Genomic DNA, 23,688 nt, shown 5'->3' with positions numbered 1-23,688 from the left:
TCATGAAAAGGTTTCTTTTATTACTCGTTATCTGTTTTCTTGTACATTCGTGTGCAAGAGTAGGATCTCCTGTTGGTGGGCCTAAAGATACTCTGGCACCAAAGTTTTTAAGTTCAAACATTGATACAACAAGGATTAATGTCAAAAGAGATATTCACCAGCTCCGTCTGGACTTTGATGAATATGTGACATTGAAAGATATCAATAAAAACCTGATTATTTCACCTCCCATTAAAGGGATAACGAGGATTCTTCCTTCCAATATTGCCAATAAGTTTGTTCTGATTCAATGGTCAGATACCCTTCAGGCTAATACAACGTATAATTTCAATTTTGGAAATTCAATTGTTGATAATAATGAATCCAATATATTAAGGTATTTCAATTTTGCTTTTTCTACAGGTGATAAATTGGATGACCTTTATATCAGTGGTGAAATAAAAGATGCACTGGATACTAAAAAGAAAACAGGAACTATATCCACTGAAAATAAGCTTGTGGTGGGATTGTATCAGGTAAAGGATACAATGGATTACAAGAAAAAACCGTACTATATCACGAAGGTAGATGAAGATGGATATTACGAATTAAACTATCTGACTCCCGGAAAATATAAAATTATTGCTTTTGAAGACGAGAACGGAAATTCTATGTATGATCCGGGAAAAGAAAAGGTAGGATTCCAGAAAGATCCCATCAATTTTGAGAAATCTATTTCAGGATTAAATTTAAAAGTGTACCCTTCCAAAAAACCTGTGAAATACCAGGAAATGAAAGAAATTGCAGGAGGAATTTTAATGACCTTTGAAGGAAATCCTGATGAGGTGAAAGTTCAGTCCCTGAATGAAAAACTAAAGGATATAAAAATAACCCATAATCCGAAATCAGACTCTGTGAGAATCTGGTTTGATGCTGTAAAGGATAATGTAGGGCAGGAAGCCAATGAAAAACTCATATTCACCCATAATAAAGGTCCGAAAAAAGACAGTGCGTACAGTGTATCTTTATTTTACAGATACAATAAAAAGAATGTGATGGACATTAACAGTGATAATGGCGGTGAATCATTAGCTCCAAAGTCAGATTTTAAAATTTCTTCCAATTATATCGTTGATAAAATTGATCCTTCAAAATGGACACTCAAGATGAAAGGAGACAGTTTAACAACATTACCATTTACCGCTAAAATTTCAGAAACAAATCCATACCAGATTCAGGTTCAGTCAGATTTTGTAATGGGTAAAAGTTACGAACTTACTGTACCTAAAGAGACGATATCCTCATTCTACGCAAAAAATACTCAGTCTAAGCGTTTCGATTTTGACGTTGACAAAGTAGACCAGTATGGAAATGTTGAGTTCTCCATTTCAAATGCACCTGAAACAAATTATTGGATTCAGCTGATAGATTCTTCAGATAAAATTGCCTATCAGAGGTATATAAAAGGAAATAAAGTGAAATTTGATATCCTGAAACCTGGAGAATATATTGTGAGAATTCTGGTAGACAATAACGGGAATAAATATTGGGATGAAGCAGATTTTGCGAATGATGTTTTTGCTGAAGATGCATATGTTTTCTATAAAAAAGTGATCGTTAGAGGTCTATGGGAAACCAGAGAAGAATGGGATCTGAAAGATACCAGAACACTTGATAGTCCGAAGTCAGCAACAGTAACCCCGGCTGTAACTCCAGCAGTACAGACGCCACCAGCTGCGACTGAAGTGAAAGAAGAAGCCAAGAAAGAATTAAAATCTTCCAACGCCGTTTTAACCCCGGTAAAGTAAGCTGATGAAAATGGCTAAGAAAATAGTATTTTGGACATTGGTGGCATTTGCCCTGGTTCAGTTCTTTCCTATTGACAGAACCAATAAACCTGTTGATTCTGCAGTAAATTTTGTTGAGGCAAGGAAATCACCGGCAAAGATCAGAACCCTGCTTAAAAATGCATGTTATGACTGTCATTCCAATGAGACGGTGTATCCGAAATATGCTTTTATTGCCCCTGTGTCATGGTCTGTAAAAAGTCACGTGAATGAAGGGAGGGAACATCTTAATTTTTCTACCTGGCAGACTTATAATAAGGATTTGAAGGAAAATATGCTGACTAAATCCATCCAGACCATTCAGAACAAAACAATGCCGATGCCTGGTTATATTGTGTATCATAAAGAAGCTAATCTTTCAGAAGCAGAAAGAGTATTGCTGATTCAGTATTTTGAAGAAATGCTGAAGTCTAAAACCTATTAGTTTCTACCATAAAAAACTCCCGCAGATTTCGCAAATCCAGCAGATGAATGTGTTGTACCGTCTGCTTAACCTGCAAAATCTACGGGAGAATATTTTACAAAAATTATTTCTTTAAATAGCTCTCGAAAAATCTCTTCTGAGAATCAAAAGCGATATCTTCAAGATCCAGATCCTGTAAAGGAATCCAGACCGCCTCCGAGATTTCGGAGAGTTCAAGATTGACCTCAAATTTTTCCGAAACATTGTATTCATAAAAGAGATCGATCGTATTGTAATCAATTTCCTTATATTGATAGATGTTAGGAAGGCTGGTAAGGTATTTCAGGTTAGAAATATCGATATCAAGCTGAAGTTCTTCAAAAAGTTCTCTTTTACAGGTTTCCTCTGCACTTTCTTTGGGATCAACAAATCCTCCGGCCAGGTCTAGTTTCCCTTTTTTAGGGTCTCTGTTTCTTCTGGTAAGATACATTTCGTCTCCACATCTGATGACAACTGCTACAGCACCTGCCACATTATTATACAAAGTAAAACCACATTCCGGACAGCTCCATTTCTTTTCACCATCCCAGTGTAAGGACTCTTTGCCACAGCTTGGACAATATTTCAATAGTTTCATTGAGTAATATTAATATTTCTAGGGTGATAACTCAAAATAACATCCCTTAATTCCTCCGTTTTCAGGTGCGTATAGATCTCCGTTGTTGTAATACTGGAATGTCCCAGCATTTCCTGAATATACCGTAGATCTGCTCCATTCTGTAATAAATGGGTAGCAAATGAATGTCTGAATGTGTGTGGTGATATTTTTTTGTTAACCCCTGCTTTATCTGTAAGTTCTTTAATAATAAGAAATACGATTACTCTGGACATAGAAGTCCCACGGCTGTTCAAAAACAGAGTATCTTCATATTTCTTATTGATTTTACCTTTAGAACGAACCTCTTTGATATAACTTTCAAGCAGATCTGCAGTATAATCAGCTAAAGGAACAAAACGGGTTTTATTTCCTTTTCCGTGTACCTTGATGTATTGCTCTTTAAAGTTGATATTGGAGATTTTCAGGTCTATCAGTTCGGAAACACGAAGTCCGCAGCCATATAGTACTTCTATAATGCATTGGTTTCTTTTTCCAAGATCTGTATTCACCTCAATAGCAGCAATAATTTTGTTGATATCAGGCAGGCTTAAAGTATCAGGTAGATATAATCCCAGTTTAGGGCCTTCAAGTAACGCCGCAGGATTGTCTTCACGATATTCATCTTCCAGCAGAAATTTGAAGAAAGCTTTGATGGAAGATATCCATCTTGCCTGTGATCTCTCACTGAATTTCTGTTTGGAAAGATTGAAAATGTATTCCTGCAGGTTTTCGTAACCGATGGAGTCTGGACCGACATTTTCCAGATCCTCTTCTGCGTAATCTTTTAATTTCTTAATGTCCCGAACATAGGCGTCGAGTGTGTTTTCTGAAAAATTTCTTTCGAAACGAAGAAATATTTCAAAATCTTTGATCTTTTCATCCCAAGTCATTTGTGCTTATTTTTTTAGTTCACAGTCCGATATTTGTTCTATTTCAATGTTATGGTTCCTCAGGAACGATATTCCATCGTCATCCGAATACTCATTAATATACACCAGTCTCGTAATCCCTGCCTGCAGAATCAGCTTGCTGCATTCTTTACAGGGCGACAGCGTTAAATATAACGTTGCTCCTTTTGCAGATTGGGTAGAGGCCGCCAGCTTTAATATAGCATTGGCTTCCGCATGCAATACGTACCAGTGTGTTTTCCCTTCTCCATCTTCACAGCAGTTTTCGAATCCCGAAGGAGTCCCGTTGTAACCATCTGAAATAATCATCCTATCTTTTACGATAAGAGCTCCTACCTGTTTTCTCTTACAGTAGGAGAGTTTTGCCCATTCCTGGGCCATTTTTAGATAAGCTTTATCAAACTTATTCATACCGCAGCATTGTTTTTTTTCGAAATAATTTGGATTAAAATCTTTTAGAAAGATTTAGAAGTTAGGCTTTCTCTTCTCTAGAAACGCAGTAACTCCTTCTTTCTTATCTTCCATTTCAAAAAGTTCTCCGAAATATGTAATTTCAGCCTCAAAACCTTTCTCCGTATCAGATAAATTCACGGCGTTTATAGCCTTGGATATTGCCATTGGTGAATTGTAGGCAATCGTGTTTGCTAATTCTTTCGTTTTGGTTAATAATTCTTCAATAGGGTATACTTCGTTCACCAGTCCGATCTCTTTTGCTTTTTGAGCAAGGATCATTTTGGCAGAGAAGATCATTTCGTTGGCAATACCTTTTCCTACAAGCTTGGGAAGCCTCTGAGTTCCTCCATATCCCGGAATTAATCCAAGTGTTACTTCAGGAAGCCCTAATCTGGCGTTTTCCGATGCATATCTGATGTGGCATGCCATAGCAAGCTCCAAACCTCCTCCTAGTGCAAAACCGTTTACGGCTGCAATGACAGGTTTAGACATGTTTTCAATTTTATTGAATAATGTATTTTGTCCGTTTCTTGCAAGTTCTTCAGCTCTTTCCTGTCCAAAGTCACTGAATTCCTTGATATCAGCTCCCGCTACAAAAGATTTTTCTCCACTTCCGGTAAGGATAATTACTCTGCATGAAGTGTCAGCATTAAGCTCATCCAGTGCGGTACTGATTTCCTGAATTGTTTTTGCATTTAAAGCATTTAAACTCTCAGGTCTGTTTATGGTAATGATAGATAATTTATCTTCTTTTTTTAATAATATGTTCTCGTAACTCATTTTTCCACTTTAAAATATCATCCTTTGCAAATTATGAATTTTTTACAAAAAAAAGGAAAAAATATTATTTTTTTTTCCTTTTTTTTAATTTATCATTCAATATGATTATTTGGAATGATTCATCATATTTGCATCAATATTGACGTTTAGTTGAGATGCCACTTTCATGCCAAGCTCAATGTTAGCACGGAAAAAGTGACATAACTGTCGGTTGATAATCTCGTCTTTCTTTGGTCCGGTAATACCGTTCATACTGCCTACAATATTTTTAATCAGATGATCTCTGTCCTCTGCATTCATTGCTTTTGAATATAAAAGTCCGGGTTGGGTATAATGATCACTGTCGTTGTCATTTCTATTGTAACTGGCAACATGAGCACTGTCCAGCTCATATTCGTAATTTTGGTAAGCTGGATCCGGTTTGATATCATCGAAACTGTTCGGATGATAATTCGGTTTGTCCTGATAGTGGCTTGAATCTGCCATAAAGCCGTCTCTCTGATAATTGTTGACAGCAAAAGGACATCTGTTTACTTCCAGCTGATGAGCATTGACTCCCACTCTGTAACGGTGAGCATCAGGATAAGAGAATAACCTTCCCTGAAGCATTTTGTCCGGTGAGAAGCTGATTCCGTTAATTAAACTGCTAGGTGAAAAAGTAGACTGTTCCACATGGGCAAAATAATTAACAGGCACTTCGTTCAGCTCCATTTCTCCTACTTCAATCAGAGGAAAATCATCATGAAACCATACTTTGGTTACATCAAACGGATTCCATCTGAAATCCTTTGCCTGTTCTTCTGTCATCACCTGAATGTACATCGTCCATTTAGGAAAATTGCCATTTTCAATTGCATTGCAAAGATCTTCCTGAGCAAAATCCGGATTTTCTCCAGCCATTTTTACAGCTTCTTCATCCGTGAAATTTTTGACACCCTGTTTTGTTTTAAAATGGAATTTCACCCATACTCTTTCATTTTTATCATTGATCATGGAAAACGTATGAGATCCGAAACCATGCATATGTCGGTAACCATAAGGTGTTCCTCTGTCAGACATTAATATAAGAACCTGATGAAGTGATTCCGGGTTTAAACTCCAGAAATCCCACATCATGGTGGCGCTTTTTAAGTTTGTTTTCGGCACTCTTTTCTGGGTGTGGATAAAATCCGGGAACTTTTTTGCATCCTTAATAAAGAATACAGGAGTATTATTTCCTACCAGGTCCCAGTTCCCATCTTCAGTATAAAATTTTAAGGCAAATCCTCTTGGGTCCCTTGCCGTATCTGCACTTCCTTTTTCACCTCCCACAGTGGAAAATCTGGCAAACATTCTGCATGAGTTGCCTACTTTTGAAAACAGTTTTGCTTTTGTGTATTGGCTGATGTCGTGTGTTACAGTGAACGTTCCGTAAGCTCCGGTTCCTTTGGCATGCACAATCCTTTCAGGAATTCTTTCCCTAACGAAATGTGCAAGATTTTCCTGAAGGATAAAGTCCTGCAGCAATACCGGGCCTCTTGGTCCTACCGTCTGTGAATCCTGATGCTCAAAATAAGGTGCGCCGTTACTTAACGTTAATTTTTTAGAATCCATATCATTAATGATTTGTATAAATGTTTTTTGTTTTTCTAAATCCAAGTGTAAAGGTAATGAATATCAAATTTACTTGAATTTTTAATTGCTAATAGCAAAAACGTTATATCTTTGTAATAGATAATATTAATCAAATGAACATTCAGCAACTGGAGTATCTTATCGCTGTAGATAAGTATAAACATTTTGGTAAGGCCGCTCAGGCGTGTTTTATTACCCAACCTACGTTAAGTGCCATGATACAGAAATTTGAGGATGAACTGGATGTAAAGGTTTTCGACAGAACTACCCACCCGATTCGTACCACGGATGTAGGTCTTCAGATTATTGATCAGGCAAAGGTAATTATTGAGTCTGTCAATGAGCTGAAAAACAAAGCCAATCTTTTGAATAATATTTTAGGAGGGACTATTAATCTGGGAATCATTCCTACTGTATCTTCTTTCATTCTGCCAACAGAAATCTTCAAATTTCTGGAGGATAACCCGAAGATTCAGATGAATGTAAAAGAAATGACAACAGATAATATTATTAAAGCGCTGAAAGCAGGAGAGCTGGATGCGGGAATTATTTCTACACCTTACGATACTGCTGATGAGTTCTACCAGGATTTTCTGTTCAACGAGGAGCTGATGATTTATAGTTCCAATACAGAAGCCAACAAAAAGAATTCCTACATCATTCCGGAAGATCTGAATGTAGAAAAAGTATGGCTGCTTGAAGAAGGAAACTGTCTGAGAAATCAGTTTGAAAATATCTGCCACCTGAAAGAAAATACGCTGAAGCCTAAAAATTTAGATTTCTTAGCTTCCAATATCCAGACTTTGGTTCACATGGTGGATAAAGTAGGGGGAATCAGTATTCTGCCGGAACTGGCACTGAGTCAGCTTTCAGAAGAGCAGAAGAAAAATGTTTTCAGATTTAAAAAACCTTTCCCTTATCGAGAAATCAGTATTATTTACTATAAACCAACTTTTAAGCAAAAAATTATTGATGAATTATCACATTCTATCAAAACTTCTTTAGAACTTAAGCTGAATTATCACGAAAGTCCGAAAGAATTTGTAAGCATTAAGCCTCAGTAATGAAAATGCTTTAAAGTGATAGAAATCATCAATTTAAATAAAATAATAATTAATAAACAAAATTTTTGAGTATTACGAAAATAGTACTTAAATTTGCTGACGTTTATTACGAGGAAAAATTTGACCTGATTGCAACCTCTATAAAAAAATGCTAAAACAGTATTCTTTTTTCTGGGCAATTTCATTCATATTTTTCGCAAACACTATTTTAAATCTTTAAAAACAAAAGAATTATATGTCTTATTTATTTACATCTGAATCAGTTTCAGAAGGACATCCGGATAAAATTGCCGATCAAATTTCCGATGCATTAATCGACCATTTCTTAGCATATGATAAAGATTCAAAAGTAGCATGTGAAACTCTTGTAACTACCGGACAGGTGGTATTGGCTGGAGAAGTAAAATCAGATGCTTACCTTGATGTACAGACCATTGCCAGAGAAGTAATCAATGGGATCGGGTACACGAAAGGAGAATATATGTTCAATGGAGATTCTTGTGGAGTAATCTCTGCAATCCATGAGCAGTCACCTGATATCAACCAGGGAGTTGACAGAGCGGTAAATGACGAGTCTTTTGAAGCTAAGGCAAATGCACAGGGTGCCGGAGACCAGGGAATGATGTTTGGGTATGCTACCAATGAAACAGCTAATTATATGCCTCTTGCATTGGACCTTGCTCACACGATCCTGAAAGAACTTTCTGCTATCAGAAGAGAAAATAAGGAGATCACTTATCTTCGTCCTGATGCAAAAAGCCAGGTTACGATTGAGTATTCTGATGATCATAAGCCTATCAGAATTGATTCTATTGTGGTTTCTACCCAGCATGATGACTTTGGAAGTGAAGAAGAAATGCTGAACAAGATCCGTGAGGATATCAAAAATATTCTGGTTCCAAGAGTGGTTGCACAGCAAACAGAAGAAATCAAAGCTTTATTTAACGATCAGATCAAATATCATATCAATCCTACAGGGAAATTCGTAATCGGAGGACCTCACGGAGATACAGGTCTTACAGGTAGAAAAATCATCGTGGATACTTACGGTGGTAAAGGAGCTCACGGAGGTGGTGCTTTCTCTGGAAAAGATCCTTCTAAAGTAGACAGAAGTGCAGCTTATGCAACAAGACATATTGCTAAAAATTTAGTAGCTGCAGGAGTGGCTGATGAAGTTTTGGTGCAGGTTTCTTATGCTATTGGGGTAGCTGAGCCTTGTGGTTTATATATCAATACTTATGGAACTGCAAAAGTGGATCTTCATGATGGAGATATCGCGAAAAAAGTTTCTGCTATTTTCGATTTAAGGCCTTATGCTATTGAGCAGAACTTAAAATTAAGAAACCCTATTTATCAGGAAACAGCTTCTTACGGACATATGGGTAAAGAGCATTATGTAGCTGATAAAACTTTCAATAAAGGTCATAAGAATGAGATTACGCTAAAAGATCTTGAGTTCTTTACCTGGGAAAAACTTGACAAAGTAGAGGAGATTAAATCCGCTTTTGGAATTTAATTTCTCTTTAAAGAATAATAATGAACTGCTTTATCTTTGGATAAGGCAGTTTTTTTTAATTTTACACCTTAATAATATAGAAAGATGATGAATTTTCGAACTGTAGTTGCCGCCCTGTCTCTGTTTTTGCTAAGTACATTAGTAAAAGCTCAATATACCATGCATAAAATGATCAGTGTGGGATATACCTATCAGAACCAGAGTTTCGGAGAAGTAGGAGGTAAATTGCTTTTTCTTAAAAATGATGATGTAATTTACAGATTGGGAGGATCGGCGATGATGGGATCTGTGGATTCCAGGTTTGCTATCATGCCGAAACTGCAGGCTGATGTACTTCTTAATTTTGAAAAAAATGTGGACTTCTATCACTCCTATTACTTTTTAGCCGGAGTTGAAGGAACCAATAAATATATTGCCCCTAAAATAGGAGTCACTTTATTTGGGATGCTTGATCTTACAGGAGGGTATGCTTTTCCCATCGGAGATACCCGTTTGAACGGAAAAGAGATGAAAGGACTTAATATTAATTTTACATTAAATATCCCTACCGTATTCATTCATGATATGTTTAAATGATTTTTTTTAGATTTTTCTCTATAAAATTTAATAATAGGTTAACAGTTATTAAAAAATTATTATATTTACATCATAATAATTGTACTACCGCCTATAGAAGAGACTCTACTCTAGAACTGTTTTGTTTATACAGCAAAGACCAGAAGAAATATCTGGTAGAATACCTGTCTGCAAATATTTATATTGAGAAGAGTTATGAAATCAAAATCGGATAGTTTACTAATTTCCCTTTACCAAAAAGGAGACGAGGGTGCATTGTCAACCCTTATTCATCGACATCAGAGAGAACTGTTTACATTCATTTTTTACAAAATTAATGATGAAGATTTAGCAAATGATATCTTTCAGGATACATTCATGAAGATTATTGTGATGCTTAAAGAAGGGCGCTATAATGAAGAAGGTAAATTTATTCTTTGGGCAAAAAGAATTTCTCACAATTTAATCATCGATCATTTCAGGTCAAAATCAAAGAATATTAAAGTTTCAGAAACTACCTTTGAAACGGATGAATATTCTATTTTTGATTTAATCAGAGAGCCTTCAGAAAATATTGAAGATCAGCTGGTGACCAATCAGATCCAGGAAGATCTCCTGAGAATGTTACAGTTTTTACCACAAAACCAGCAGGAGGTAATCAAACTGAGGTTTTTTGATGGTCTAAGTTTCAAAGAAATTGCAGATCATACAGAGATGAGCATCAACACCACGCTAGGAAGAGTGAGGTATGCACTGATAAACCTGAGAAAAATCATGGATGAAAATAATATAATATTAACAAGATAGATAATATTTCCGAAAAATTCACGTTTTAAAGAAAACATACTTCGCCTATGAAAAAAAATGATTCTTTAAAAGTGAAAACTTTGAAACCTAAGAAACAAACAATTGATTTTTTGCTGAATTTTTCTAAAAGTCTTGAGATTGTGAAAAGCAAGAGCAAAAATTATCCTATTACAAAAAATTAAAATTATTAACTTTGTGCTGTATGAAAATGCAGCACGTTTTTTTTGACCTGGACAATACACTCTGGGATCACCGCAGAAATGCCTATCTTACCATCAAAGATCTTTTTGAAAAACAGGATATTTCTTCAAAGTACAATATTGACTTTGAAGAGTTTCATTCCGTATATCACGATATCAACGAAGAGTTGTGGGAAAAGATCAGAGACGGAATAATCGGCAAAGAGTACTTGAGAGAACACCGTTTTTATGATGCATTCAAACATTTTGGAGTAGATAATAAAGAGCTTGCCCTTTATTTTGAAGAACACTTCCTTGATAATATTGTAAGCCATAACGAACTGGTGGAAGGAGCAGAGGATGTTTTAGAATATCTGAAAGCTAAAAACTATACATTACACATTATTTCCAATGGATTTCAGGAAGTGACGGAAAGAAAATGTACCCTTTCCGGAATTGCTCCTTATTTTAAAACCATTACAAGTGCAGATGCTGTAGGAGTGAGAAAACCCAATCCAAGGATTTTTGAATATTCACTGGGACTTTCTGAAGCCAGAAAAGAAGAAAGTATCCTGATTGGTGACGACTGGATTGCAGATGCCATGGGAGCTACAGATTTTGGTATGGATGCGATATTCTTTGATGTTTATAAAGAAGATAAGCAGAAAGAAGGTTTAAAAGCCATTACCCATCTCCAGCAGATCAAAGAGTATCTATAAACAGATCATAAAATCTAATAAAGGAGCCGCTAAGTTCAACTTAGTGGCTCTTTTATTTTTCAGGACTAATCATACATTTTGAAAAATCAACGCAAACATCTGTGGTCATCTGTGCCAATCTGTGGTTAAATTAAATATTCCCCACCAAAATCATTTTTCCCAATTCTTTCCCAAATTGATTAAGAACTTTGTTCCATAATAATAACAGAAAAATGTAATAGTATGAAAAATGTAAAGAAAATCACAGGTGTCTTAATGATTATTTTTTTATTAATTGGAGGCTTGGTTTCTGCACAGGACAGAGCAATCAATGCTAATCAGTTACCGAAAACAGCTAAAAACTTTCTTGCGGTTCATTTTAAAGGTATTCCTGTAAACTCAGCCATCGAAGACAGAGAAATCTATGGAGTAGATGAGTATAAAGTATATCTGAATAATGGAATGAAAATGGAGTTTGACAGCAATGGAAACTGGAAAGAAGTGGATGGCAAACATCAGAAAATTCCTTATGGCTTCATTCCTGCTTCAATCAGAAATTACAGTACAAAGAATTTTCCTAATACTTATATCATTAAGATTGAAAAGAAAAGATGGTCTTATAAGGCAGAACTTTCCAATGGATTGGAGCTTGAATTTGACAGAAACGGAAATTTTAAAAGAATTGATGATTAACACGTAACCGGATACAAACACTAAATAGTAATAATATGGTCAACTGGAATATAATAAACAGCAACGAAAGAAAGATGTCTTCTGCTCAGATTAGAAAGAATATGGTATCATTTATGACAAGGAATCATCCTTGCAGCATCATTGATTCTATTGAAAGAAAATACAATGCTTACAAAATTCATTTGATGAATGGCCTGTGTCTTATTTTTGATGCAGATGGCCGGAATGTTAAATCAAATTAGATTCTTATGAAAAAGAACCTGAGGGAATCCGGCAGAGAGCATTTCCATTTTGTAGATTTATTATCGGTAATTTATCATATAACCCTTATACTGATCATATTATCGTAGACTTTCGGATGTGTATTCCTTTCTCCAGCTTCCCTCCTTATAATTTCCCTATATTTGATATAAGTTAATCGCGCAGCAGAGCATAGAGACCCAGTGGTATGAAGATTTTAATAGTAGAAGATGAACCCGAACTGAAGGATACCGTACAGAAATTTCTGGAAGCAGAGCATTTTATTGTAGAATATGCAGAAAATTACAGTGGCGGGCTCGAGAAAATTATTTCTTACGAATATGACTGTATTTTGCTGGACATTATGCTGCCTGACGGAAACGGAATAGATCTCCTGAAAGAGATCAAAAAAATGCATAAGAAAGATCCTGTAATCATTCTTTCAGCCAAAGATTCTGTGGACGATAAGGTGGCCGGGCTGGAAATAGGAGCAGATGATTATCTAGCGAAACCTTTCCATCTTGCAGAACTGATGGCAAGAATCAAGTCTGTGATCAGAAGAAAAAATCAGGATGGTGAAAATATCATCCGATACAAAAATATCAGCATTGATCCGGAAAACAGAACAGTGAAAGTAGGTGATGAAGAGCTTGTGCTTAACCGTAAAGAATATGACCTTCTGTATTATTTTGTAATTCATCCGGAGAAGACTTTACAGAAAACTACACTGGCTGAAGCCATCTGGGGAGATTATATTGATCAGGCAGACAGCCTGGATTTTATTTATTCCCAGATCAAAAATCTTCGTAAAAAACTGAAAACCCTTGATGCAGAAGCTGATTTTCAGGCTGTATACGGAATAGGATATAAATTCATCTGATGAAGACTTCATTAAAATATTACACGATAAAATATCTGATCATGATCCTGCTGTTGATTATAGCAGTGTGGGCAGGTCTTTTTTATGCCTATATCCTGGATGAAGTGCATGATAATGTAGATGATGGATTGAGAGACAGAAAAATACAGATTATTAAAGCTGTTTATCTCAATCCACAGCTTTTGAAGAATAATGAGTTTGGATTCAATGAATTTAAAATCAATCCCATCAAAGCTGGAGATTATCAAAACAAAAGCAGACTGTACAATAAGATGTACTATATGGAATATGATGACAAAGATCAGCCTTACAGAGTTCTTGAGGCCGACTTTATCGATCAGTTCAAAGGTCACCAGCGGCTTGTCATCAGAACATCCACGGTAGAAGAAGATGAGTTGATATACGATCTCACAACAGCTCTGATTGTGCTTTATATCCTTCTGGTGATAAGTATTGTAGCTGTTAACGGATATTTGTTGAATAAAGCAATGAGACCGTTCTATCAGATTTTGGATAAGCTTAAAAAATATCAGTTCGGAATTCCTTTTTCTCAGGAAAAACAGAATTATAAGATCACTGAATTTGAAGAATTAAATGTGGAAATCAACGAAATGATTGAACGTAATGAACTCGTTTTCTATCAGCAGAAACAGTTTATTGAAAATGCTTCCCATGAACTTCAGACTCCATTGGCTATCGTGATTAATAAAATTGATTTGATGATCCAGAATGATGATCTTGATAAAAAGAATCTGACCTTTCTTACTGAAGTGAAGAATGATCTGCGAAGAATGGTAGGCTTAAACAAATCTTTATTGATGCTTTCCAAAATTGAGAACAGCCAGTTTAATAAAACTTCAGATGTTGATTTTAACGGAATGATCACCCAGCTTGTTCAGAATTATGAAGATTTTATTGCCTTTAAAAAAGTAGAGGTCAGTATTATCGAAAAAGGAAAATTTGTAGCGGATTTCAATCAGGATCTTGCCGATATTCTTTTGTCTAACCTTCTTAAAAATGCAGTGAAATATAACAACGAAGAAGGCACTCTGAACATTATCATTGAAAATAACAGAATTGCATTTCAAAACAGTGGAAATCCTGCGTCCTTAGATCAATCAAGGATCTTTAAACGCTTTTATAAACAAGGTTCAGATCATACTTCAACCGGATTGGGATTGTCTATCATTAAAACCATAATCAAACAATATCCCGGCTGGGACATCAATTACGAATATGGAGATCAGATGCATTATTTTATCCTGACAAAGAATAATACCCATTATTGATATCAAAAGAAAAAGCCTTTCAAACGAAAGGCTTTCTTATGTTTACAACTCAGTATTAAAATCCTAAGCTTGTTCTTACTCTTTTCAGCGTTTCCAGTGCAATAGGTCTGGTTTTCTCAGCTCCTTGCTGAAGTTTTGCTTCAAGTTCATCAAGATTGTTCATATAATAAGCGAACGTTTCTCTTTCTTTCTCAAAACGTACCAGAATAAGATCCAGTAATTCTTTCTTAGCGTGTCCGTATCCGAAGTTTCCGGCAAGATATTTTGCTCTTAATTCTTCAGTCTGTTCAGGTGTAGCAATAAGCTGATAAATCTGGAATGTTTTATCCGTTTCAGGATCCTTAGGCTCTTCCAAAGATTTTGAATCCGATTCAATACTCATCACCTGTTTTTTCAGCTCCTTTTCAGGTAAGAAAATATTAATGATATTTCCCCTTGATTTTGACATTTTCTGACCGTCTGTTCCGGGAACATATTTAGTATCTTCCTGAAGTTCAGATTGTGGAAGGACAAGAATTTCACCCATCTGGTTGTTGAACCTTGACGCGACGTCTCTTGCAAATTCCAGGTGCTGAAGCTGATCTTTTCCTACAGGTACAATTTCAGCATCATACAGTAAAATATCTGCAGCCATCAGAATAGGGTAGGTAAACAGACCGGCATTTACATCCTGAAGTCTGTCTGCTTTATCCTTAAATGAATGGGCCAATGTTAATCTTTGGTATGGGAAAAAACATGATAAATGCCAAGAAAGTTCACAGGTTTCAGCGATATCACTTTGTCTGTAGAAATATGTTTTTTCAGTATCTAATCCACAAGCAAGCCAAGCCGCAGCAATCTCGTAGGTATTTTGTCTTAAAGTCTGCGCATCCTTAATCTGTGTAAGCGTATGAAGATTCGCAATAAATAAAAATGATTCATTTCCTTCCTGCTTGGATAGTTCGATAGCAGGAATAATAGCCCCTAATAAATTTCCAAGATGGGGTGTTCCGGTGGCTTGAATGCCGGTAAGAATTCTTGACATTTGTTTAAAATTTATATTTAAAAATTAATGAATAGCAAATTTACGAGGTTTGCCGGGAATAACGAAAGATAAAAGATAAAAGATAAAAGATAAAAGATAAAAGATAAAAGATAAAAGATGTAGCTATTAAAATTCAATAGCTGGGTTTTAACCCAGCCAACGATAAATCACCCTTCCACTGGCTTCAGCCAAAACCTATCACCCTTCAATAATTTATATCTCTTTACGCATCATCCGTGAAAATCTGTGCAATCCGTAGGAAAAACATTAAGGAATAACAATCTTCTCTCCTCCAAATTTCGGTTCCACACCAAAAAGAAGATCCCAATAGGCTTTAGCTTTCGCAAAATACTCTCTCAAATTGGTCTTTAAGCCCGCATACTTATTCACATCTGCTGCATTATATCCAAAGGCTTCCATACCGTTTTTTCTGGCCAGAAAAACAGCTCTTTCATTGTGGAATTTCTGAGAGATGATGATCAGCTTTGTCTGGCTGAAAATATCTTTTGCTCTTACCACAGAATCCAGCGTTCTGAACCCGGCATGGTCTAAAATAATTTTATCCTGTGGAATTCCCTCCTGCATCAGGGCAAGCTGCATATCTTCAGGCTCATTATAATCTTTGGTACTGTTATCACCACTAACGATGATGTATTGAATTTTTCCGCTTTTGTATAAATCGGCAGCAGCTTTAATTCTGTTGTAGAAATAAGCATTTGGAGTACCATTGCTCAGAAGTTTTCCGGTTCCCAGTAATAATGCTGTTTTTGATTCCGGGACATCACTGATATTGTAGGAAATAAATGGTGCACTGTCACTTTTGATGCTGTAATTCGTCCAGGCAATAAAAATAATTCCTGCAATCATAAGAAGCAGGAAAAATTTAAAAATATTTTTGATTATTTTTTTCATCTGAAAATAGATCGTTTAAAACTCCAGACCGTTCGGGAAAGCTTTTTTTCTGAATATTAGTAAGAATGCAGCTCCCACCGTGATCGCAGAATCGGCAACATTGAAAATATATTTGAAGAACTCAATATGTTTTCCGCCAATTAAAGGCCAGCTTTCAGGAACGTACCAGTCTACCACAGGAAAATGAAGCATATCTACTACACATCCTTTCATAAAGGTAGAGTATCCATGTCCGAAAGGAACAAGTTTGGAAATCCCGCCATAACCAATCCATCGGTCAGTGCTGGCATCATAAACAGTTCCGCTGTCGAAGATCATTCCATAGAACATTCCGTCAATAAGGTTTCCGATAGCGCCCGCAAAAATGATCGCCATTGGAACTAAAAGATAATTAGAAGCTCCGTCTTTCAACCATTTTCTGAACATGTATATCATTCCGCCGATCAGGAAAACTCTCAGGATGACCAGAAAATACTTCCCGATGATTCCTCCGAAGTGAAATCCATAGGCCATTCCAGGGTTTTCAACAAAAGTTTTGTTAAAGAAACCATTGATGACAGGAATACTCTCATTCAGTTCAAAATGGGTTTTGATATAAATTTTTGAAGCCTGGTCAATGAACAACACTAAAAATGTTATTGCTAAGATCTTTTTCATTACTGTCCTTTAGGTTTTGAGGGCTTTGATGCCGGCTTTATATTTTTGTTATCGCTTGCTTTCTTGACCACTTTCTGTCCATTGAATGAGCTCTTAACATGAGCTTTTTCAAATTTAATGTTCATTTCCTTCAGGACACTTTTCAGTGCACTCAGCTCCATTGAATTTTTAGGATGTACTATGATAGATTCCATTTCTTATATTTTATTTTTTTACATTTTGGACAGCTCATCAAGTCTTTTCCTGTCTTTCTCAGACAGATCATTGACTCCATTTTTGCCCATCTTACTCAAAAGTCTGTCGATTTCTTTCTCCCGTTCACGTTTATCAGAATTGAATTGATCATCAATGGTGTAATTTTTCTTCTGATCAGGAAAAAATCTGGTTTTGATCCATTCTCTGTTGAAAAATAACACAACTAAAGTGATGATAACTCCCAAAATTACTAATTCGCTCATGGGTATACATTAAAAATTAGGTTTATAAAGTATCCGTAAATACAATATAAACCCAATGTTATTTTACAAACCTTACGGTTATTTTTGCATGTTTTTCGCCTCGATGCTCAACGTAGCGTGAGGAACGGCTAAAAGTCTTTCCTTAGGAATCAGTTTTCCTGTTACTCTGCAAACACCGTACGTTTTATTTTCGATTCTGATCAAAGCGTTTTTAAGATCACGCACGAATTTTTCCTGTCTTCCTGCCAAAATAGAATTCTGTTCTTTGCTCAGCGTTTCTGCTCCTTCCTCAAAAGCCTTGAAAGTAGGAGAGGTATCATCAGTACCATTATTCTGGTCATTGATAAAACTTTCTCTGATAAGCTGAAGATCTTTTTCTGCTTTTTCTATTTTTTCTTTAATGATCGCTTTAAATTCCTGTAAATCAGCATCGCTGTATCTAACTCTTTCGTCTGACATATTCTTTCTCTTTTTTAATAAAATTATGAAATGGAATTTGAAATATAATAACTACATGTTAATTTTTTTCAACATTTATCTTAAAATTAACCTCATCTATTTCGATTTCGTTAAAATTTGAAAGTGAAGATACAATTTCTATTTTATTTGACAAGACTTCAGAAGAAATATATTCCTCATTTTTCTTAATCTCATTCAGGAAAGGAGAACTTTCTTCTAATGTGATTGAAATTCTGTCTGTCAGTTCAAAGTCTTTATCTTTTCGCAGGTTTTGAATTCTGTTGATGAATTCTCTTGCGATACCTTCAGATTTTAATTCATCGGTTAACGTCAAATCTAATGCCACAGTTGTTTTTCCATCAGAAGTAACTGTCCATCCCGGGATATCTTTTGTAGAAATTTCCACATCATCAAGGGTGATCTCATATCCCTGAACATCCAGTTTCCCTTCTTTTTCAAGAGCGGAAATCTGTTCTGCGGTAAGATTGCTAATCTCAGCACCTACTACTTTCATATCTTTTCCTAATTTAGGACCAAGAGCTTTGAAGTTAGGTTTTATCTGTTTTACAATTAAATGTGAAGCTTCTTCAGCATTAATCAACTGTAATTCTTTCACGTTTACTTCCTGTTTGATAAGGTCTGCCACAGCAAGAATCTGCTCTTCTGCCTTAGAATCCAATACAGGAACCAATACTTTTTGTAACGGCTGACGAACTTTTACATTTTCTTTCTTTCTCAAAGAGAAAACCATACTTGTAATGTTCTGAGCCAGATGAGTCTTTTCAACCAGATCCTGATCGATTAAGCTTTCATCAGCTACCGGGAAGTCTGTAAGGTGTACAGATTCACAGTTTTCTTTACCTGTTACTTTGTTCAAGTCCTGATATAACTGATCCATAAAGAACGGAGCAATAGGAGCGGATAGTTTTGCCACTACTTCAAGACATGTGTATAGAGTCTGGTAAGCAGAGATCTTGTCATCAGAGTAATCTCCTTTCCAGAAACGTCTTCTGCACAATCTTACATACCAGTTACTTAAGTTATCATTCACGAAGTTGCTGATTGCTCTTGCTACTCTTGTCGGCTCATAATCTTCATAGAAAGCTTTCACTTCCTTGATCAGAAGATTCAGCTCGGAAAGAATCCATCTGTCGATTTCAGGACGGTTTTCCACTTCTTTTTCTGAATAGTTGAAGCCGTCAACATTCGCATACAAAGCAAAGAATGAATACGTATTGTAAAGTGTTCCGAAGAACTTTCTTCTTACCTCGTCAATTCCTTCAATGTCAAACTTCAGGTTTTCCCAAGGATTTGCATTGGAAATCATATACCAACGGGTAGCATCCGGTCCGTATACTGCAAGTGTTTCGAACGGATCTACTGCATTTCCTAAACGTTTTGACATCTTTTGTCCGTTCTTATCCAGAACAAGACCGTTACTCATTACATTTTTATAAGCAACAGAATCAAACACAGCTGTTCCGATTGCGTGAAGTGTGTAAAACCATCCACGGGTCTGGTCAACACCTTCTGCGATAAAATCAGCAGGGAATGCTTTATTGTTGTCGATTAATTCTTTATTTTCAAAAGGATAATGCAATTGGGCATAAGGCATAGAACCTGAATCGAACCAAACGTCGATCAGGTCGCTCTCACGCTTCATTGCTTTTCCTGAATCAGAAACCAATACCACTTTGTCTACTACGTTTTTATGAAGATCCACAAGTTCATAGTTAGACTCAGACATATTTCCGATGATGAAACCTTTGAACGGGTTTTCAGTCATCAGTCCGGCTGCAATTGATTTTTCGATTTCGTTGTATAATTCTTCTACAGAACCGATGATCTTTTCTTCTTTCAGATCCTCTGTTCTCCAGATCGGCAACGGAATTCCCCAATATCTTGAGCGGGATAAGTTCCAGTCGTTTACATTTTCCAACCAGTTGGCAAAACGTCCTTCTCCGGTAGCTTTTGGTTTCCAGTTGATTTCTTTGTTCAGATTAACCAGTCTGTCTTTTACAGCAGTCATTTTCACAAACCAGGAATCAAGCGGGTAGTACAATACCGGTTTGTCTGTTCTCCAGCAGTGTGGATAGGAGTGGACATATTTCTCTACTTTGAAAGCCTTGTTTTCTGTTTTTAACAAGATCGCAAGTTCTACATCCCATGATTTCTCAGGAGCAGTTCCTTCATCGTAGTATTCATTTTTGATATAAGTTCCGGAAAATACCGCCGGAACATTTTCTCCTTTGATAAATTTTCCCTGTAGATCTACCAATGGTACAAGGTTGTCATTTTCATCTTTTACCAACATTGGCGGGATCTCAGGCTGAGCCATTTTAGCAACTCTTGCATCATCAGCACCAAAAGTAGGCGCTGTGTGAACGATACCAGTACCATCCTCAGTTGTTACGAAATCCCCTAAGATTACTCTGAATGCATTTTCAGGGTTGTCATTTGGCGTAAACCAAGGAACTAATTGTTCATATCTGGTATCAACAAGTTTTTCTCCTGTAAACTCTTTTAAGATCTTGAAAGGAATTACCTTCGTTTCCGGGGTGTAATTGGCAAAATCTTCATCTGTACCCTCTGTATATTTCTTACCGAAAACTTTAGGTAAAAGAACGCTTGATAAAACTACTGTTACCGGTTCAAATGTATATTGATTGAAAGTTTTAACTACAACATATTCAATATCTCTACCTACCGTAAGAGCAGTATTGGATGGAAGCGTCCATGGAGTTGTCGTCCAGGCAAGGATATGTACATCTCCGTCAACATCATTGAATAATGCTGAAGAGTCTTTTTTTACCTTAAACTGAGCAACAACCGTTGTGTCCGAAACATCACGATAGGTACCAGGCTGATTCAGCTCGTGAGAAGAAAGTCCTGTTCCTGCTTTCGGCGAGTAAGGCTGGATGGTGTAACCTTTGTACAATAAGCTTTTATCATACAACTGCTTCAACAACCACCAAACGGTTTCCATATATTTTGACTTGTATGTGATGTACGGATCATCAAGATCTACCCAATATCCGATTTTTTCTGTAAGGTTATTCCAAACATCGGTATAACGCATTACTGCTTCACGACAAGCTTTGTTATAGTCTTCAATAGAGATTTTTTTGCCAATATCTTCTTTCGTAATTCCTAATTCTTTTTCTACACCCAGTTCCACAGGAAGACCATGCGTATCCCAACCCGCTTTACGGAAAACCTGTTTCCCGTTCTGCGTCTGGTAACGGCAGAAAATATCTTTCAATGCTCTTGCCATTACGTGGTGAATTCCAGGCATACCGTTTGCTGAAGGCGGACCTTCATAAAAAACAAACTCAGGATTTCCCTGACGAATCTCAACACTCTTATTGAAAGTTTTATTTTGTTTCCAAAATTCTGCTACATTCTCTGCTACGTCAATAAGGTTGAGGTTTTTGTATTCTTTAAATTGGCTCATTGTAAATATCTCAATATCGTTGATTAATTAAGTCTGCAAATTTACTAAAATTTGTCGGTTTATAATATATGTTTTATTTTGATATCATCTATTAAAAAGTTCAATTTCAGAAATATAATAAAGAAAGTGGGAGAAAGTGAATGGTGAATAGTGAATAAGTGAATTTTTAGTGACAACTTTTATGTGAAAATTCACGAAAATATTCAATAGGAGTGGGCTTTAGCCCACATGATTACTCCTTATCCATCGGCTTTAGCCGAAACTAAAAAGTATTTCTCGAATCTAAAGCATAAACATCTGCGAAAATCCGTGTGATTTGTGGTTAAAAATAAACCATCTCAAACTTTGAGTAAAAATACATATACGGTTACTGAAAATTCGTATATTTAAATAGACCTAAACCCAAATGCTGTATGAAAATCTTCTCCAAACTGGTGCTTATTATTTGTTTCATTAATAATATCATCACATACGCTCAAAATTACCCTCAGAATTATTTCAGAAATCCACTCAACATTCCCATGCAGCTGGCTGCTAATTTTGGTGTGATCCGTACAAATCATTTTCACATGGGGCTGGATCTGAGAACCAATAGCCAGGAAAATCTGCCTGTTATTGCAGCTGCAGAAGGTTATGTCAGCAGGATAAAAGTAGAGCGGTACGGATTTGGAAATGCTGTCTATATCACTCATCCCAACGGCTATACCACAGTCTATGCCCATTTGAACAGATACTTCAGTAAACTTGATGAATATGTAAAGGAGAGACAATACAAAGATGAAAAGTGGGAACAGGACATCACTTTTCAACCCGGGCAGTTTCCGGTGGAGAAAGGACAACAGATTGCACTGAGTGGAAACACCGGAGGATCAGCGGGCCCGCATCTGCACTTCGAAATAAGAGATACCAAAACTGAAGAATGTCTCAATCCATTACTTTTCGGTTTTTCAATTCCGGATACCATAGCACCGATTATTAGCGGGTTATATTGGTATGACCGCCGTTTCAGTACCTACGAACCTGGCGCGGACGGAACTGCAGTGAAAAAAGCAGGGAATGTCTATACTGCGAATCTGATTCAGGTTAATTCTCCGGAAATAAGTTTTGGTATTAAGGCAGTAGATAAGGCCAATCAAGGATTTAATCTTGGGATTTATAATGCAGATTTATTAATGGATGGAAAGTTGATTTACAGTTTTAAAATTGATAAAATCCATTATGATGATACCCGATACATCAACGGTTGTATAGATTATCCCAAGTTCATCAGAGATAAAATGGGAATTCAGCATTTATCCGATTTGCCGGGAATGAAACTTCAGAATTATAGCCTTCCAAACCTAACCGGGATAATCAATCTGCAGGATGAACAGATTCATAACATTGAAATAGTCCTGAAAGATACAAAGGGAAATACAAGTCGGTTAACAACAAAAATTCAGTTAAGCAAAACATCAGAAAAAATACCTTCTACGGCAAAAACGATAATGGCTAACGAAGGAAAAACGGTTACCACTGAAAGTGCAGAGATCAGTTTCAGTAAAAATGCTGTTTATGATGCCGTCAATTTCAATGCATATGAAAAACCGGATACAAATCCGAATGCAGCTTCAAATGCTATTGTTTTGCAGAATCCATATATTCCCGTTCAGGATGAATATACTTTGAAAATAAAACCGAATAGAAAATTAACCAATGCAGAAAAAGATAAAGCTGTTATTCTTCTTGATTATGGCAGCGATAAAACCGTTGTCAAAGTAAAATGGAATGGTGATTGGGCAGAAGGAAAATTTAATAGATTGGGTACAGCGAAATTATTGACAGACAATAGTCTTCCATCTGTTTCATCGGGCTGGGCAGAAGGAGCATTGGTGAACAGCAGTTCTTTACTCTTAAAAGGAGCAACAAACGTAGGAGATATTATTTCATTCCGGGCTGAGCTTGATGGGAAATGGCTTCGTTTTGCGCGGGTAAAAGACAATTTTGTCTACACTTTTGATGAAAAATGTCTTAAAGGATCAGGGGCTCACACTTTAAAAGTAACCACAATCAATACTGCCGGAAATACAAACACACAAACTTTTACCTTTCGGAGATAGATAATCTTTTAATGTTTTTAATCTTTCAATCTTGTAATTTTAAATAAATTTGCTTTTTAAAA

At 36.3% G+C, this 23,688-nt stretch carries 24 protein-coding genes; 12 read left to right on the top strand and 12 right to left on the bottom strand.

Annotation, left to right across the window (positions count from 1 at the left end; genetic code table 11):
• Positions 1–2 precede the first annotated feature (2 nt).
• Positions 3–1,787, top strand: a complete 1,785-nt coding sequence (locus tag FB551_RS21210; RefSeq protein ID WP_142018842.1) for an Ig-like domain-containing protein — start codon at positions 3–5, stop codon at positions 1,785–1,787.
• A gap of 4 nt (positions 1,788–1,791) precedes the next feature.
• Complete coding sequence (locus FB551_RS21205; protein WP_142018841.1) at positions 1,792–2,250, top strand: heme-binding domain-containing protein; 459 nt, start codon at positions 1,792–1,794, stop codon at positions 2,248–2,250.
• Between the two features lie 103 nt (positions 2,251–2,353).
• Here FB551_RS21205 and FB551_RS21200 read toward each other — a convergent pair whose 3' ends face one another.
• The 5 genes from FB551_RS21200 to FB551_RS21180 all read right to left on the bottom strand — a co-directional run bounded on the left by FB551_RS21200 (position 2,354) and on the right by FB551_RS21180 (position 6,621).
• Positions 2,354–2,866 carry an NUDIX hydrolase gene (locus tag FB551_RS21200; protein WP_142018840.1) on the bottom strand — a complete coding sequence of 171 codons (513 nt, stop codon included), beginning with the start codon at positions 2,864–2,866 and terminating at the stop codon, positions 2,354–2,356.
• Positions 2,863–3,777 (bottom strand): site-specific tyrosine recombinase XerD, encoded by a 915-nt coding sequence (gene xerD, locus FB551_RS21195; protein ID WP_047428930.1) that lies wholly within the window; start codon positions 3,775–3,777, stop codon positions 2,863–2,865. Before xerD ends, FB551_RS21200 begins: the two co-directional genes overlap by 4 nt.
• A 6-nt stretch (positions 3,778–3,783) precedes the next feature.
• Positions 3,784–4,206: a deoxycytidylate deaminase gene (locus FB551_RS21190; RefSeq protein WP_034692520.1), complete on the bottom strand. Its 423-nt coding sequence runs from the start codon at positions 4,204–4,206 to the stop codon at positions 3,784–3,786.
• Between the two features lie 54 nt (positions 4,207–4,260).
• A complete protein-coding gene (locus FB551_RS21185; RefSeq protein ID WP_047428933.1) occupies positions 4,261–5,028 on the bottom strand; it encodes an enoyl-CoA hydratase/isomerase family protein in 768 nt (255 codons plus the stop codon).
• A 105-nt stretch (positions 5,029–5,133) separates the two neighbouring features.
• Positions 5,134–6,621: a catalase gene (locus FB551_RS21180; RefSeq protein WP_142018839.1), complete on the bottom strand. Its 1,488-nt coding sequence runs from the start codon at positions 6,619–6,621 to the stop codon at positions 5,134–5,136.
• A 134-nt stretch (positions 6,622–6,755) separates the two neighbouring features.
• On the opposite strand from FB551_RS21180, the gene FB551_RS21175 reads away from it, so the two are divergent.
• The 9 genes from FB551_RS21175 (at position 6,756) to FB551_RS21135 (ending at position 14,563) form a co-directional block, all read left to right on the top strand.
• A complete protein-coding gene (locus FB551_RS21175; RefSeq protein ID WP_047428937.1) occupies positions 6,756–7,706 on the top strand; it encodes a LysR substrate-binding domain-containing protein in 951 nt (316 codons plus the stop codon).
• Positions 7,707–7,941: 235 nt separating this feature from the next.
• Complete coding sequence (metK, locus tag FB551_RS21170; protein WP_047428939.1) at positions 7,942–9,222, top strand: methionine adenosyltransferase; 1,281 nt, start codon at positions 7,942–7,944, stop codon at positions 9,220–9,222.
• Between the two features lie 84 nt (positions 9,223–9,306).
• Positions 9,307–9,798, top strand: a complete 492-nt coding sequence (locus FB551_RS21165; protein WP_047428941.1) for a hypothetical protein — start codon at positions 9,307–9,309, stop codon at positions 9,796–9,798.
• Between the two features lie 195 nt (positions 9,799–9,993).
• A complete protein-coding gene (locus tag FB551_RS21160; protein WP_047428944.1) occupies positions 9,994–10,584 on the top strand; it encodes an RNA polymerase sigma factor in 591 nt (196 codons plus the stop codon).
• Positions 10,585–10,786: 202 nt separating this feature from the next.
• Entirely contained in the window at positions 10,787–11,482 is a 696-nt protein-coding gene (locus tag FB551_RS21155) for a YjjG family noncanonical pyrimidine nucleotidase (RefSeq protein ID WP_142018838.1), read from the top strand.
• Positions 11,483–11,704: 222 nt separating this feature from the next.
• Positions 11,705–12,154: a PepSY-like domain-containing protein gene (locus tag FB551_RS21150; RefSeq protein WP_226798756.1), complete on the top strand. Its 450-nt coding sequence runs from the start codon at positions 11,705–11,707 to the stop codon at positions 12,152–12,154.
• A gap of 35 nt (positions 12,155–12,189) precedes the next feature.
• Positions 12,190–12,396, top strand: coding sequence for a PepSY-like domain-containing protein (locus tag FB551_RS23675; RefSeq protein ID WP_142018837.1), 207 nt, complete (start codon positions 12,190–12,192; stop codon positions 12,394–12,396).
• Positions 12,397–12,602: 206 nt separating this feature from the next.
• Positions 12,603–13,274 (top strand): response regulator transcription factor, encoded by a 672-nt coding sequence (locus FB551_RS21140; protein WP_142018836.1) that lies wholly within the window; start codon positions 12,603–12,605, stop codon positions 13,272–13,274.
• Complete coding sequence (locus FB551_RS21135) at positions 13,274–14,563, top strand: sensor histidine kinase (protein WP_142018835.1); 1,290 nt, start codon at positions 13,274–13,276, stop codon at positions 14,561–14,563. Before FB551_RS21140 ends, FB551_RS21135 begins: the two co-directional genes overlap by 1 nt.
• Before the next feature lie 55 nt (positions 14,564–14,618).
• On the opposite strand, the gene trpS is transcribed toward FB551_RS21135, so the two are convergent.
• From trpS to ileS, 7 genes are all read right to left on the bottom strand, one after another.
• On the bottom strand, positions 14,619–15,587 hold the full coding sequence (trpS, locus tag FB551_RS21130; RefSeq protein ID WP_142018834.1) for a tryptophan--tRNA ligase: 969 nt from the start codon (positions 15,585–15,587) through the stop codon (positions 14,619–14,621).
• Positions 15,588–15,854: 267 nt separating this feature from the next.
• Complete coding sequence (locus FB551_RS21125) at positions 15,855–16,499, bottom strand: SanA/YdcF family protein (RefSeq protein ID WP_047428955.1); 645 nt, start codon at positions 16,497–16,499, stop codon at positions 15,855–15,857.
• Between the two features lie 15 nt (positions 16,500–16,514).
• Complete coding sequence (locus FB551_RS21120; protein WP_047428957.1) at positions 16,515–17,156, bottom strand: lipoprotein signal peptidase; 642 nt, start codon at positions 17,154–17,156, stop codon at positions 16,515–16,517.
• Positions 17,156–17,350, bottom strand: coding sequence for a DUF2683 family protein (locus FB551_RS21115; RefSeq protein ID WP_047428959.1), 195 nt, complete (start codon positions 17,348–17,350; stop codon positions 17,156–17,158). Before FB551_RS21115 ends, FB551_RS21120 begins: the two co-directional genes overlap by 1 nt.
• An 18-nt stretch (positions 17,351–17,368) precedes the next feature.
• Complete coding sequence (locus FB551_RS21110; RefSeq protein WP_142018833.1) at positions 17,369–17,614, bottom strand: DUF6576 domain-containing protein; 246 nt, start codon at positions 17,612–17,614, stop codon at positions 17,369–17,371.
• Between the two features lie 78 nt (positions 17,615–17,692).
• The gene (locus FB551_RS21105; protein ID WP_002983772.1) at positions 17,693–18,073 is read right to left on the bottom strand and encodes a TraR/DksA family transcriptional regulator; all 381 of its coding nucleotides are present in this window, start codon (positions 18,071–18,073) and stop codon (positions 17,693–17,695) included.
• 58 nt (positions 18,074–18,131) lie between these two features.
• The gene (ileS, locus tag FB551_RS21100; protein ID WP_142018832.1) at positions 18,132–21,527 is read right to left on the bottom strand and encodes an isoleucine--tRNA ligase; all 3,396 of its coding nucleotides are present in this window, start codon (positions 21,525–21,527) and stop codon (positions 18,132–18,134) included.
• A 413-nt stretch (positions 21,528–21,940) separates the two neighbouring features.
• On the opposite strand from ileS, the gene FB551_RS21095 reads away from it, so the two are divergent.
• Positions 21,941–23,626, top strand: a complete 1,686-nt coding sequence (locus FB551_RS21095) for a M23 family metallopeptidase (RefSeq protein WP_142018831.1) — start codon at positions 21,941–21,943, stop codon at positions 23,624–23,626.
• Positions 23,627–23,688 lie beyond the last annotated feature (62 nt).

It is taken from the genome of Chryseobacterium aquifrigidense, from assembly GCF_006716485.1.
Classification (GTDB): Bacteria; Bacteroidota; Bacteroidia; order Flavobacteriales; family Weeksellaceae; genus Chryseobacterium; species Chryseobacterium vietnamense.
This window is presented reverse-complemented; position numbering and strand designations above follow the sequence as displayed.